At 65.7% G+C, this 13544-nt stretch carries 11 protein-coding genes; 4 read left to right on the plus strand and 7 right to left on the minus strand.

Translation table 11 applies throughout. The features are described 5' to 3' along the window. Positions 1-35: 35 nt before the first annotated feature. The 5 genes from FLG15_RS17410 to FLG15_RS17430 form a co-directional block, all read right to left on the minus strand. Complete coding sequence (locus tag FLG15_RS17410; protein WP_057679853.1) at positions 36-1004, minus strand: glycoside hydrolase family 113; 969 nt, start codon at positions 1002-1004, stop codon at positions 36-38. Next, positions 986-2281, minus strand: a complete 1296-nt coding sequence (locus FLG15_RS17415) for a hypothetical protein (protein WP_057679854.1) — start codon at positions 2279-2281, stop codon at positions 986-988. The genes FLG15_RS17410 and FLG15_RS17415 overlap by 19 nt, the downstream gene beginning before the upstream one ends. A gap of 49 nt (positions 2282-2330) precedes the next feature. Then, a complete protein-coding gene (locus FLG15_RS17420) occupies positions 2331-4238 on the minus strand; it encodes a glycosyltransferase family 2 protein (RefSeq protein ID WP_150146893.1) in 1908 nt (635 codons plus the stop codon). Between the two features lie 10 nt (positions 4239-4248). Further along, the gene (locus tag FLG15_RS17425) at positions 4249-5283 is read right to left on the minus strand and encodes a hypothetical protein (protein ID WP_057679856.1); all 1035 of its coding nucleotides are present in this window, start codon (positions 5281-5283) and stop codon (positions 4249-4251) included. Between the two features lie 128 nt (positions 5284-5411). Beyond that, positions 5412-6251, minus strand: a complete 840-nt coding sequence (locus FLG15_RS17430; RefSeq protein ID WP_057679857.1) for a glycosyltransferase family 2 protein — start codon at positions 6249-6251, stop codon at positions 5412-5414. A gap of 601 nt (positions 6252-6852) precedes the next feature. Here FLG15_RS17430 and FLG15_RS17435 point away from each other — a divergent pair. The 4 genes from FLG15_RS17435 (at position 6853) to FLG15_RS17450 (ending at position 11867) form a co-directional block, all read left to right on the plus strand. Then, on the plus strand, positions 6853-8010 hold the full coding sequence (locus FLG15_RS17435; protein ID WP_150146896.1) for a phosphotransferase enzyme family protein: 1158 nt from the start codon (positions 6853-6855) through the stop codon (positions 8008-8010). Positions 8011-8041: 31 nt separating this feature from the next. Continuing rightward, the gene (locus tag FLG15_RS17440; protein WP_150146899.1) at positions 8042-10204 is read left to right on the plus strand and encodes a TonB-dependent receptor; all 2163 of its coding nucleotides are present in this window, start codon (positions 8042-8044) and stop codon (positions 10202-10204) included. Between the two features lie 253 nt (positions 10205-10457). Continuing rightward, positions 10458-11033 (plus strand): nicotinamide riboside transporter PnuC, encoded by a 576-nt coding sequence (pnuC, locus tag FLG15_RS17445; protein WP_057679365.1) that lies wholly within the window; start codon positions 10458-10460, stop codon positions 11031-11033. A gap of 105 nt (positions 11034-11138) precedes the next feature. Then, positions 11139-11867 (plus strand): UTRA domain-containing protein, encoded by a 729-nt coding sequence (locus FLG15_RS17450; RefSeq protein ID WP_057679366.1) that lies wholly within the window; start codon positions 11139-11141, stop codon positions 11865-11867. 419 nt (positions 11868-12286) lie between these two features. On the opposite strand, the gene FLG15_RS17455 is transcribed toward FLG15_RS17450, so the two are convergent. Together FLG15_RS17455 and FLG15_RS23570 are read right to left on the minus strand one after the other, a co-directional pair. Then, on the minus strand, positions 12287-13117 hold the full coding sequence (locus FLG15_RS17455; protein WP_057679367.1) for a glycosyltransferase family 2 protein: 831 nt from the start codon (positions 13115-13117) through the stop codon (positions 12287-12289). A gap of 107 nt (positions 13118-13224) precedes the next feature. After that, positions 13225-13533 carry a hypothetical protein gene (locus FLG15_RS23570; protein ID WP_139790958.1) on the minus strand — a complete coding sequence of 103 codons (309 nt, stop codon included), beginning with the start codon at positions 13531-13533 and terminating at the stop codon, positions 13225-13227. Positions 13534-13544: the final 11 nt, after the last annotated feature.

Below are 13544 nucleotides of genomic sequence, written 5' to 3' on the forward strand. Positions count from 1 at the left end.
CGCCAGTGCAGCGAAGCAGCTGTTCGCAGTCGCCCTCAGCGTGCCAGCACCTGCTGCGCCGGCTTGCCCTGCACGGTGAAGTCGCTGTCGCCCGGGCCGCCGGCCTTGGGGTCGGTATACCAGCACCACAGCGCAATGCCTTCCACGCCATGCGCCTGCAGTACCTTGCGCCACTGCTGCAGCACCTGCAGCTGCAGGCGCGTATCGACGGCGGCCGTGCGCTGCTCCGGGCTTTCCCACGGCGCGGCCAGACTGCCGCGCGCCGAACGCAACCCCAGCTCGGCCACCCACACCGGCTTGCCCACGCGCTGACCCAATTGCTGCAGGCGTTGTGCCGCGGCGGTCATTTCAGCGCTGCGTGCATCGGCGGCTTCGGACAGGCGCGGATACAGGCTGGTGCCCACCGCATCGAACAAAGACCAGTAACCGAAGCGCTCGGCGTGCTCCATGCCGTCGGCCACATACAGCAGTTTTCCGTGATAGACCTTGCGCACCGCCGCGACCAACGCCGGCCATTGCGGCGCGTCCTGCAACTTGCGCAACTCGGTGCCGATCACCAGCGCTTCGGCGTGTTCGTCCTGGGCCAGCTTGGCCAACGGCAGCAGTGCCTGCTGGTAGGCCGCAAACCAGGCCGCCGGGTCGGTGGGCGCGGCATCGCCGGCCCAGTGCCCCGGAATCCAGACATGCACCTTGAGCGTCGGCTGCAATCCAGCCTGCAGGCTTTGCCGCAACGCCGCGCGCATGGCCTCCACACTGCTGTCGTTGCCCAGCACCGGGTCGTTGGACTGCGGACTGGCCTGCCACACGAACGCCACCAGCAACGCCTTGCTGGCACCGGTCTTGGCCAATGCGTCCAGCGACCGCGCTGCAGCCTGGCTTTCCCACGGGGCGTTGGCGGAGACCTTGACGTTGGCGCCCATCCAGGTCGGCGCGGCGGCATTGCACCCGTTTGCGAGCAGACACACGCCGATCAACGTTGCGACGCTTAGAACGCGCTTGAACATGCAGCAGACACCTCGGCATTCGGCGGCGCCGCGTGGCGGGAGCACGCCGTCGCACGCAAGGATGCATTGTTGCTGTCCGGCGGCACCACCGTGACCGCTGCCGGGTCGGCCGGCTGGGCAGTGTCGGCAGATGCCGTTGCCGCCGGGGCCACCGCAGCGCCCTCGGCCATCGCCGGCTGCATCACACCGGCATCGTACGTGGCGGGAGCGGCCGCCGCACGCACCGGCAACGCGACCGGCGTCGTCATGACAACGGCCTCGCCCTGCATCAGGGCCTGTTCGTCGGGCGCTGCGCCACGCGTCCAGCTGCCCCACCCCTGCGGTTGTGCCCAGACCGCACCGACCAGGCCCAGCACCAGCAATCCGGCCGCCTGGCCGCGTTGGTCGGCGTGCAGCGCACGCAGCAACAACGCCGCCGGCACCCACAACAGCAGCAGGGCATCGAAGCCAGCCCAGCCGAAGACGAACGACAACGCAGCCGCACAGATCACGGTGCCGGCACTAGCCACCACGCCTCGCGCCAACGCACCGCTGCGCGCCCGCGCCACCAGCGCAAGCACCGGGAAGCACACCACCGCCGCCACACCCCAGCGCACCACCGGCAACCAGCCGTCGGCATGGCCGGCCAGGGGCAGCGGCAACGGATGCGAGGCCTGGGCGATGCTGGATAGCGTCGGCCATGGCGCATTGAACACGACCAGGTTCACGTAGGCCCACATGCCGACCAGGAATGCGAACGGCAGATAGCACACCAGGTAGAACGAGCCCGGCGCCTTGCGCAGCATCTGCGGTGGCATGACCAGCAGCAGCCATGGCGCGACCATGGTCGACAGCGCCAGCGTCTGCAGATCCAGGCACAGCAAAATGCACAACCAGCCCGCAATGCGCAGATAGGTGAAGGCTTCCACCGGCGCCTGCAAGCGGCGCAAGGTGCGGCACAAACCGTAGAAGGCCAGCAACCCCACTGCCTGGCTGCCGCCGGCAGCGATCGGCAGCAGGAACAGCGGGTTGCAGCCCACCAGCAGCGTCAGCGCGCTGGCCCAGCCGCGCCCGAACACGCCAGCCAGATCGCGCCACAGCAGCGACAGGAACAGCGCGTTCGCAGCCACCGCGACACAAGGCCACACCTGGAACGGCAGATTCCAGCGATGCAAGGTGAGATCGACCGCCCACGCCAACAGCCCGGTCGCCGGCACGCCGATGTCCGGCGCAAGCGCGGGCGCCGTGGCCACCGACTGCACCAGCAGCGGCTGGCTCAGCAGCGACAGCGCCACCAAGGCGATGAGGAACGCCGGCAGCCCGCTCTCGCAACGCTGCGCAACCGGCTCACTCTTCGAGTGCGGCGCGGCGTTCGTTTTCCGAATGCTTGCTGATGCCATGCGTGGTCTTCTCCCAATAGAACGGATTGTGGATCAGCTGCCAGAGACCCTTGTAGGCGGCAATCGATTGCAACGCCCAGTAGAACGGCACCGTCAGTGCGTACGGCGCCAGCTTGAAGTAGTCGCGCTTGAATGCCGCAACCAGCGTGATGTAGATGAAGAACGCATTGGCCAGCAGCAGATTGACCAGCGAGACCGCCGCCAGCCACGGTGGGAAGAAGCGCTCGAACATCGTGGTGCCGGTCAGTGCCCACGCCGCGTACAACGCCCAGAGCACCGGCACACCCAATGCGGTGAAAAAGCCGCCGCCGATGAAGAACTGAAACCCCCAAAATCCCTTGAAGCCGGTACTGCGATACAGATGCACCGGGTCGCGCATATGCACCAGCCAGGTCTGCATGTAGCCCTTGAGCCAGCGCGAACGCTGCCGGATCCAGTTGGGGATGCTGACGTTGGCTTCTTCGAAGGTGGTGGAATTGACGACGTTGACGCGATACCCGTTCTGGATCAGCCGCACGCCCAGATCGGCGTCTTCGGTGACGTTGTACGGGTCCCAGGCGCGCACCTTGCGCAGCACGTCCAGACGGAAGTGATTGGAGGTGCCACCCAACGGAATCGGAATACGCAGGTATTCCAGCGCCGGCAGGTAGAAGTCGAACCAGAGCGTGTACTCCAGCGTGAACATCCGCGTCAGCCAGTTCTCGTCGGCGTTGTAGTAGTTCAGCCGCGCCTGGATGCACACCACATCCTTCTCGGCCTTGCGGAATGCCGCCACCACGCGCTTGAGCTGGTCCGGCTCGGGCTTGTCTTCGGCGTCGTAGATGGTGAGCAGCTGTCCACGCGCAAAGTGCAGCGCGTAGTTGCAGGCCTTGGGCTTGGTCTTGGGCTGGGACGGCGGCACCCGGATGATTTCGAAGAACGCTTCCAGGCCGAGTTTCTTGGCCGCTTCGATGGTGTCCAGGTCGTCCGCTTCCAGCACCAGCTTGACGTCCAGCTTGCTGATCGGGTAATCCAGCTTGCGCAGCGCGTTGGCCAGGATCGGCAGGACTTCCGGCTCCTTGTACATCGGCACCAGCACGGTATAGACCGGCAGGTCGTCGTCGCGCAGCGCGGCCACTTCGTCTTCGGTGACCTTGATGTCGATGCGATGGCGCGAGCCGAACCACACCAGCAGCAACTTCAGCCCGAAGGTGGCCAGAAAGCCCAGCGCCACCAGCACGTTGACGGCAATCAAGGCCGGCACCGGGAACACCACCAAGGTCACCAGCATCACCGCCGCCAGCGCCCACAATGCGAACTTCTGCCCGCGCGTGATGACCTGGCGTGCCGAATACGTCGGCGCATGCGCCGCCAGCAGGTTCAACGCGTTGTCGGTGAGCTGCTCGTCGGCGTAGCGCTGCAGGCTCCAGATGATGTCGAACTTGGCGGTCCCGACAAAGCGCACGTCGTCGCCGTAATGGGCACGTGCCCAGGCGAACAAGGCCGGATCCGGATCGGCCACCGCCAGCACCAGCACGCCGCCCTCGCGCCGCCACGGCAACACCAGCCGTTGCGCATAGCTATCCAGATCGCCGGGGGTGAGCAGCGCAGGATCCGGCGGCTGCTGCACCAGATCGATGAATTGCAGCCCGAAGTGCGCGGCAACGATGGCGTAGAACCGCTGCGCCGGCACGCCACGCTGGGCCAGGATCACATCGCCAAGGCGCGAATTCCAGCGTTGCTGCAACGCCAGCGCCGAGCGCAGCTGTTCATCGGTGATGACGCCTGCCGACACCAGCGCACGACCCAGCAGACCGCGTTCGCGGCCGATGTCCGGTGCTCGTCCCAGCGCGTCCGTTTCGCAGGTGACCGTCATGTGCAGCCCCTTAGAAACGCCACCAGGCGGCCACGAATGGCCCGCCTGCGGCACCGGTATTGCGGCCCATCACCGGCTGCTGATACCCCAGCTGCCATTGGCTGCCACCTGGCGCGGTGTACAGCGTGGACAACTGCACCTTGGTGAGGTCGTAGTTGGTGCCGGTGGCGACGAAGCCAACCCCGCCACCGCTACCGACAACATCGAAGTTGCCACGCCCGTTGCCCAACCCCTGGATGACGTTGAGTTCGCCCAACAGCAACCAACTCGGGGTCAGACTCAAACCTGTGGACGCGTCCACCCGCAGTTCGTCGGACGCCGCGCTTCCGCGCAGGCGGACCGCGCCACCCAGATCGACGTAGCCGTTGCGGCCGCCCAACGTGTAACCGCGGCCACGGCTGTAGCGCAGCTCAAGGCCATAGTCGCCCAGGCCAAGCGCAGGGTCGGAATTGGCGGAAGGATTGTTCGGGTGGTAGGTCTTGCTGCGCCCATACGCGGGGATGCTCACCAAGGCTTGCACGGCACTGCGCCAGACATCGTTCTGCGCGCTCGGCAACGCATAGCGCACGCCGATTTCCTGATCGGCAAAACCGGTCGTCGTGGTTTGCTGACGGCCGTTGACAGCATCGTGGTTGCTGAAACCCACGTCGTTGAAATAGAAGTTGCCGATGAAGCTGAGCTTGTCGGTCAGACCATGCTCGACATAGACATTGAGTTGGTCCTGACGGCTGCGGCCGTTGCCGTCGAACTGCTGGCCGTCGCCGAAGGTCGTGCGATGGTGGCCGTCGTCGAACCAGCCACGGCCATCGCTATGCAGCGCCTTGACGATCACCAGGGTGTCGCCCTGCGGCTGGGTCCACGCACCGGCCAATGCGGTGCCCGGCAACGCGGCAAGCACACCACTCAGGGCAAGCGCCGATGCCAGGACCGACAGCGCACGCGGATGGGTTGGACTGGGATGACACAACGAGGCAACCGAACTGGACTGCAGCGGGGTAGCGCACGACCGACGCACCCGCCTTTGCGGGTCGTTCTGAAAAGACATTGCACGATTCCTGATGGGGGACCCGGGAGGGACAGGAAGCTGGGGTTGATCACACTTCGGGGCGAAACGTACCACAGTTGCGGCCGGCGACCCATCACCGATTTATCACAAATTTAACGCGATCCAGATCATTTGCTCTGCAACAAACGCGGCACCTGGGCAACTGCGTGGATCCAGATCGCAAGCCATACGCCAAGCCGCGTCGGCAGCCCGCGTCGATCAGCCTCGAATTTACGAAAATAGCGCCACAACCCGCGATGTTTGTGCCACTCCACGAAGAACGGCCGCGCGCGGCTGGAGACCCCGCGCACGTGCAACACCTGCAGATCATTGGCCACCGCCACCAGGGCACCGGCCTGGCGGGCGCGCCGGCACAGGTCCAGGTCTTCAGCATGCAGCCGGTAACTGCCGTCCCAGCCATCCAGCCGGTCGAACAGGCTGCGCTGCATCAGCATCAACGCCCCGGAAATGGCATCCACCGGCTGCAAGGCCTGTGACGGATCGGCCGGCATCGCCAGATTGGCGGCGACACGCGGCGCGCGCAGCATCGCGGCGAAGTCCGGGTCGCGGCGGCGCACGGCCGCATCCGGGCGCCCCTGCTCATCCACCTGCTCCACCCCCAGCAGCACCGCCGGATGCCCCGCTGCCCGGTCGTGCAGCTTCAGCAAGGTATCGCGCGCGACCATCAGGTCCGGGTTGATGAAGACCAGCCAGGGGGCCTGCGAATCGCGCGCGCCCTGGTTGCAGGCAGTCGCAAAACCGGGGTTGTCGGGATTGGCGATGAAATGCAGCCGCGCATCAGCCAGGGCATGACGCTGCACCACTTCCAGGGTGTCGTCGCTGGAAGCGTTGTCGACCACCCGGATCTCGCTGATGCCCTCGGCCGCGCGCAATCGCGACAGGCACGCATCGATGGTGCTGCTGCTTTCATAGGTGACGACGACGGCGGCGATCTGGACGGGAGTCATCCGGCCATTATCCGGTGCCGGAGCAGCGCAGCGCCATCTTGGGTTGGCCGATGCGCGCGGCGCGACAGCCGCTGCCGCGGCCGCATTGCCTCGCGTCCGGACCCGGTTGGCACTGCGCCACGCTACCGCTTGCACGCAGTGCCCGGCGCGAGCGCGCCTTGCAGCATGGCGACCCATCGCCGCAAGGCGCATACTGCGCGCCCGGAGCCGCACGCGGTCTCCGTTGCCACACTTTGTTCGACCGGTAAACCGACTGCGCAGCCAGGCAAGCGCGGGCAGCACTCGATGTATGTACCAGGTGTACATCCACATCGCAGCGCGTCGCCCGCATGCACCTGATCGCCAGCCGGGTTGCAGGTTGCTTTTGGTGCACTCCCACACCTGATTGTTGAGATGACGGTTAGCGACCTTGCGGTTTCGCGCTGCCTTTTCATTGCCTGCATCGCCGCGACCTGATGGCCGATGCGATGCGACAACGGCCCGGCAGCGCCGTTCTTGTTCTTGACGGCGCGCGCGCCGCGTCCGCAGCTTTACTCCTGATCACTTGGTCTATACCACTCTCCGACGTCGCAAGGCTGCCGCGTCTGTCGGCAGGCGGGCCATGAACGTGCCGCATCAGGTGCATGGCATGAGCCTGGAACTGGCATTGCCCGACTGGCCAGTCCTGACCAACGATGAAATCCATCGCGTGCTGCAGCGGTTTGCGGCGGTGGGCCACCTCCGCGAGGTGCGCTGGCATAGCGCGCGACCGTTCTCGGCAGCGGCCTGCGTGGAGACTGCAAGTGGCCCAGTCATCGTCAAACGCAACCACTGCAGTGTGCGCAGCGTGGCCGCACTGCGCGAGGAACACAGCTTCATGGCCCATCTGCGCTGGGCAGGTGTGCCGGTGGTGGAGGTGCTGCACGACGCCCAGGGCCGCACTGCGCTGGCGCACGCGGATTGGGTGTACGAAGTGCAGCGGGTCGGTGCGGGCCACGACCTCTACCGCGATGCATTGTCGTGGACACCGTTCAACGACGTTGCGCATGCGCGGGCGGCCGGCGCTGCGTTGGCGCAACTGCATCGCGCGGCCCAGGGCTTCGATGCGCCGGCACGCTCCACCAGCGTCCTGGTCGCCAATCTGCGATTGTTTGCGCAGGCAGACCCGCTACAGGCATTGCACGATGCCTTGCCAACGCGGCCGCACCTGGCAGCAGCCCTGCAGGACCGCCCGTGGCCAGACGACCTGGCCACCCACCTGCTGCCCTGGCATGCGCAGGCGTGGCCGCTGCTGTCGGCGCCCGGCGCGCTGCCGCCGCTGTGGACGCACGGCGACTGGCATGCGTCCAACCTGCTGTGGGACACCAACGACGGAGCGACCCGCGTCAGCGCCATCTTCGATTTCGGATTGAGCGATTGCAGCAGCGCGCTATTCGATCTGGCCACCGCGATCGAACGCAACCTCATTCCCTGGTTGCGGCTGGACACCGGCGCACGCGCGCAGGCCGAGCTCGACCAGCTCGACGCGCTGCTGGAAGGCTACGCGCAGCATCGGCCACTGGACGCAAACCAGGTGCGCCGCCTGGCCGCACTGCTGCCGATCGTGCATGCCGACTTCGCCTTGAGCGAAATGGAATATTTCGCCGGCATCACCCGTTCGCCCGCCAATGCCGACATCGCCTATCACCGCTATCTGCTCGGCCACGCGGACTGGTTCGCCAGCGCCGATGGTCAGCAGCTGCTCGCACATCTGCACGCACGTGCGCGCCGGCTGCCGTGAGCACCTTCCCTTCCCTGTCGAGTCTTGCCCAATGTCCGTTGCCCTCCCCCTGTTCTCCCGCTGCCCGCTCGCGCTTGCACTGGCATTGTGCTGCGCTCCTGCACTGGCGCAGCAACAAGCCGGCACCGATGCGGTCGAACTGGACGCGGTCAACGTGCGTGGCGAGCGCGTGGAAACCGGCACGGCATTGAGCGGATTTGGCGCCACCCGGCTGCTGGACGCCCCCGCCTCGATCGCGGTCATCGATCGTGCGCAATTGCTCGATCGTCAGGCGCGCGTCCTCAGTGAGGTATTGCGCGCCGATGCCTCTGCCGGCGATGCGTATGCGCCGATCGGCTATTACGAAAACTTCGTGGTGCGCGGCTATTCGCTCAATGCCGCCAACAGCTACCGCATCAACGGCATGAGCGCGGTGGGCGAACAATCGATCGCCCTGGAAAACAAACAGCAGGTGCAACTGCTCAAGGGCCTGGCCGGGCTGCAATCGGGCGTCAACGAACCGGCCGGGCTGATCGACTACCGCACCAAGCGGCCCGAGCACGTGCGCAGCGTGACCCTGGGCACCGACGAACAAGGCTCGCGCTATGTCGCCGCCGACCTGGGCGACTGGTTCGGTGCCAAACGCACGCTGGGGTTACGCGTCAACGCCGCACGCGAAGATATCGACAGCTATGTCGATCACGCCGACGGCTACCGCAATTTCCTGTCGTTGGCCGGCGACTGGAAGATCACCCCGCAGGCGCTGCTGCAGCTGGACGTGGAGTATCAGCACCGGCAACAGCGCTCGGTGCCGGGCTATCAACTGCTGGGCGGCACGCAGGTACCGCGCGATATCGATGTGCACCGCCTGCTCGGCTACCAGCCCTGGGCACGGCCGGTGGAAATGGATTCGCTCAACGCGCAGCTGCGGTACGCCTACCAGTTCAACGACGACTGGCGCACCACCGCCGAAGCATCGCGCAGCCGCTCGAAGATCAACGATTTCTCTGCATTCGCCTGGGGCTGTTATGGCGCGGCAAGTTGCGCCGACATCGCCACGCCGAACGTCTTCAGCGCGCAGGGCGAGTACGACATCTACGATTACCGCAGCCCCGACGACACCCGCGTGCACGATCAGCTGCGTGCCACGCTCGAAGGCCATGTCGCCACCGGCGCACTGGAGCATCGCCTGAGCATCGGCGGCGAATGGCTGCGCCGCACCGTCGATCGTTTTGGTTCGGTCAACGAATTCGTCGGCAGTGGCAGTATCGATCGCGACCCGGAGGTCTTTGCGCAGACCGATGTTGCGCTGGATCCCAAGCAGCGCCGTCTGGACAGCCGTCAGCGTGCGCTGGTCATGGCCGACCGGATCGGCCTGGGTGCGCAGTGGGAACTGTCGCTTGGTGCGCGCTACGTGCAACTGGACGAACGCAGCTTCGATCGCGACGGCCTGCTGGAACGCCGCACGCGCAAAGACACGGTGCTGCCGCAGGCGGCGCTGTTGTTCAAGCCACAGCAGAACATGTCGCTGTATGCCAGCTACGCCAAGAGCCTGGCGGCCGGTGGCACGGCGCCGTGGTTTGCCGATAACGCCGACGCGATCCTGCCGCCCACCAATGCCTACCAGCTGGAAACCGGCGCAAAGATCGACCTGCAGGGCCTGCGCCTGGGCGCGGCCCTGTTCGACATCCGCCAGGCTTATCAGTTCACCCAACCGCAGGCCGATGGCGGTCTGCTCTATGTGCAGCAGGGCCGCCTGCACAACCGCGGCCTGGAGCTGTCTGCCGACGGCGCAGCGACCCGGCAGCTGCGCCTGTTCGCCAGCGTCGCGGCCATCCGCGCGCGCGCAGAGGACACCGACATTGCCGAGTACGAAGGCCATCAGGCGATCAACGTGCCCAAGCTGCGCGCCAGCGTGCAGGCCGACTACAGCGTGCCCGGTATCGATGGTCTGGCACTGCTGGCCGGCGTGCAATACAGCGGGCGCAAGTTTGCCGACCGTCTCGGCAACGCCAGCGTGCCGGCCTACAGGGTGGCCAACCTGGGTGCCCGCTACGCCACGGCGTTGGGCGGGCTGGCGACCACCTGGCGCTTGAACGTGGACAACGTGTTCGACAAGCGCTATTGGCGCGATTCCGGCGAATATCAGGGCGATGCGTATCTGTTCCCCGGCGCACCGCGTACCGCACGGCTGACGGTGCAGGTGGACTTCTAGGGTCTGCGGCCCCATGAGTCCTTCGGGCATCTTCCCCCGCAAGCGGGGGAAGGACATCGAAGCGACATCACCGGCAGCTGCGCGCTTTTCAGGCACCGGCTGAAGGCGGCAGCAGCGTCGTCAGCGGTGCGGGCGCTGTCGCGTTTCCATCGCACGCAGACTGGGGGGCATCGCGCAGCATCCCCTAACGGCTGCCACACGATTTCGCACAAGCCGCACGTCTGCCCGCTTTCCACTTTCCATTAGGCAATCCATGTCGTTGCTCGAATCCATCGCCGTCGTGATCAACCTGCTTGGGGTGTGGCTCACCGCGCGGCGCACTCGCTGGTGCTGGCCGGTGGGCATCGTGGCGGTGGCGTTGTATGCGTGGCTGTTCTACCAGTGGAAGCTGTACTCGGACATGCTGCTGCAAGGGGTCTACGTGCTGACCCAGCTCTACGGATGGTGGCATTGGCAACCCGGGACCGTTGCCGACACGCGGATACGGCCACTGCCGATGCCGTCCGCCGAATGCTGGCTTTCGCTGGGCATCGGCACGGCGTTCGCTGCGGCGCTCGGCGCCTATATGCATCACCGCACCGATGCGGTGCTGCCATGGCTGGACGCGGCGCTGGCCAGTTTCAGCCTGGTGGCCAGCGTGTGGGCAGCACGCAAGCGCATCGCCAACTGGGTGTTGTGGATCGTGCTCGACTGCGCCTATGTCGGCGTCTTCATCAGCAAAGGGCTGTACCCCACTGCCGTGCTCTACGCAGGCTTTGTGGCGCTTGCGGTGTACGGCTGGCGCAGCTGGAAAACCCAACAGAACCAGAACCCGGCTGTCGCCCGCTAAGCCGGTCGCGGTTTGCGCGCGCGTTCTTCTTTACCATCGCAACATGCACGCCTCCCACCCCATCACCTCGATCACGCCCTGCGTCTTCCGTCTGCGGTTCGCCGCATGAGCGTGTCGCGCCAACACGCCATCACCGAAGCGATCTCCGCACAAATTGCAGCCGGCGAATGGGGACCGGACCAACGCCTGCCGGTGGAACGCGCATTGGCCGAGCGATTCGCCTGCACCCGCATCACGCTGCGCGAAGCGCTGCAGCAACTGGAAGCCGAAGGCCGCATCTACCGCGAAAACCGCCGCGGCTGGTTCGTCAGCGCGCCGCGCGTGCGCTACGACCCCACCAGCATCGCCGGCTTCATGCAGTACGTGGCGGCGCAAGGACGCAAGCCGCGCACCGAATTATTGAGCGCCACCCGGCAGGTCGCGGGTGCGGCTTACGCCGCGGCATTGCGACTGGACAGCCCATACGACGAGGTGTTCGTCCTGCAACGTCGGCGCTGGATCGACCGCCGCGCCGTGCTGCTGGAAACCAATGTGGTGCTCGCGGCCTGGGCGCCGGGCCTGCTCGAACACGATCTGGCCGGGTCGCTGTCGAGCGTGTTCAACCAGCGGCTGGGACTGTTCCTGAGCCGCGCGCAGCTGTCGATGCATCCGGCCGGGTTGGACGCGACACAGGCGATGTTGCTGCAGTCCACCCCCGGCACGCCGTGTTTCCGGCTGCAGCGGGTCAGCTTTGCCGAAGACGGCCGCGCGGTGGAGCTGGATATCGAATCCTGGCGCCATGACGCCTTGGATGTGGTGGTGCGGACCGAGGCGCCGACGCGGCCTGCTTTTTAGGGCTGGGAATCGGGAATCGGGAATCGGGAATCGGGAATCGGGAATCGTTGAAGAGCGTGCCGCATTGCTGCGTTCGTGATGTGTGCGGCGTTGCTGCCGCCTCGGTGTTATCGACAGCAGAACCGATACGGGGGGATGGGTCGTATGGCGTTGTTCGGGATAGAACGCGCAGGTGACGTGCTGCGGCGTGGCACGACTGTCCGCGCGGCGGTTCCGCCCTTCCCTTGATGGCAGGCATCACGGCGTCGATCCGGTAACGCGACACCTGCGATCGCCAGAGGAGCGGGTGCGGCAGCGGAGGAACCTGCGATCGCCAGGTGGGCATGATCGGACGACGAACGCCGTGGCGCATGCGTGATCCATGCGGATTCCGGACGATCACCGCGCCTGTCGGTGGGCAGATCATTTCGGCGGGGCCGTTAGGCCTCGAACAAGGCGCGTTGCAGGTCCGGTGGCGGCAGGTGCGCCAGGAGTCGAGTCAGCTGATCGCGCTGCGCGCGCAACGGGTCGTGCATGAGGAAGTTGGCCAGGCGCGCATGCCAGGCCGGCCAGCGGGTGGCCAGCGCGTCCATATCGCCTTCGGCCGGGCGGCCCTCGTGCGGGGAGGCAACGAAGGCGGTGTCGCACAACACGTTACGCCAGCCCAGCCCGCCCATGCGCAGGCTCAAGTCCACCAGTGCCGCGTACCACGAGCCGTAACTGTTGGCGTCCAGGCCACCGGCCTTGCGCCGCGCCGTTCCGCGCAATAGCACCGCGTGCCCGATCGCCGACGGCAGTTCCGGGTGCAGCGGGGGCATCGCGGCGCAGGCAGCCGCAAGCCGCTCGGGTGCGTCCGGCATGGGGTTGAGTTCGCCCAGCCGCGGCCAGCTGCAGGCTTCGCCCACATTGCTCCATGGCGTGGCAGTGGCGATCGCCGCATCGCGTGCAAAACACGCGGTCAGTTGCCGCAACCATCCGGGCAGCGGGCAGGCATCCAGCCCCAGCACCACCACGTCGGCATCGCCGCAGGCGCCGAGCATTTCGTCCAGATGCGCCACCTCTCCCAGCATGCGCTGGCGGCGGGTGTAGTGCGCCTGCAATTGCGTGCGTGCCAGCCAATGGTCGATCACTGCGCGCCCACGCGGGCCGGCCTGCGCATCATCGGCCAGCCAGACGCGTGTTCCCGCGGGCGTGGCCGCATCCAGTGCGCCCAGACACGCATCCAGCGCCTCGTCGTCGGTGCCCACCGGTATTAAAACAATAGGCTCCATCTACCCTGAGATCGCCCGCATGCTTCTGACTAAATAAAAACCACATTTCAAGAAAGCCTCGGCAATACGCACCGAGACCCTCTCTTCGCAAATAATCACTTTATAGCCTAAATTTCCCGAGTGCAGGTCACTGTCGCGATAACAGTCAAACCCAATGCGGGGTCTTGCCACCACGTATAAGACGTCATAGGACATGTTTTCGACGACAGAGCCGACTGCCCCCAACCGTCTCCATTGTGATAAGCCTTTACCCTTGCCTGGCCTGCGGCAATGTTAATTGCATTAGAAAGTGGTATGCCACTATATTGTTCACTGAAGAACTGACTAAATGGAATTGCACCAGCCCCCGCCACTATGAAAACGTTAGCAGCCACTAAACTTGCGCGAATAAAACGGGAACACTTTTTATTAATCATCTTTTACTCTC

It is taken from the genome of Xanthomonas phaseoli pv. dieffenbachiae (genome assembly GCF_008639345.1).
GTDB classification, from domain to species: domain Bacteria; phylum Pseudomonadota; class Gammaproteobacteria; order Xanthomonadales; family Xanthomonadaceae; genus Xanthomonas; species Xanthomonas phaseoli.

Bases quoted from the DNA above. Each gene is read 5' to 3' on its own strand.
- FLG15_RS17450 (WP_057679366.1), top strand. From the start codon at position 11,139: ATGAGCGTGTCGCGCCAACACGCCATCACCGAAGCGATCTCCGCACAA.
- FLG15_RS17425 (WP_057679856.1), bottom strand. From the start codon at position 5,283: ATGTCTTTTCAGAACGACCCGCAAAGGCGGGTGCGTCGGTCGTGCGCT.
- FLG15_RS17455 (WP_057679367.1), bottom strand. From the start codon at position 13,117: ATGGAGCCTATTGTTTTAATACCGGTGGGCACCGACGACGAGGCGCTG.
- FLG15_RS17410 (WP_057679853.1), bottom strand. From the start codon at position 1,004: ATGTTCAAGCGCGTTCTAAGCGTCGCAACGTTGATCGGCGTGTGTCTG.
- FLG15_RS17420 (WP_150146893.1), bottom strand. From the start codon at position 4,238: ATGACGGTCACCTGCGAAACGGACGCGCTGGGACGAGCACCGGACATC.
- pnuC (WP_057679365.1), top strand. From the start codon at position 10,458: ATGTCGTTGCTCGAATCCATCGCCGTCGTGATCAACCTGCTTGGGGTG.
- FLG15_RS17435 (WP_150146896.1), top strand. From the start codon at position 6,853: ATGAACGTGCCGCATCAGGTGCATGGCATGAGCCTGGAACTGGCATTG.
- FLG15_RS17430 (WP_057679857.1), bottom strand. From the start codon at position 6,251: ATGACTCCCGTCCAGATCGCCGCCGTCGTCGTCACCTATGAAAGCAGC.
- FLG15_RS23570 (WP_139790958.1), bottom strand. From the start codon at position 13,533: ATGATTAATAAAAAGTGTTCCCGTTTTATTCGCGCAAGTTTAGTGGCT.
- FLG15_RS17440 (WP_150146899.1), top strand. From the start codon at position 8,042: ATGTCCGTTGCCCTCCCCCTGTTCTCCCGCTGCCCGCTCGCGCTTGCA.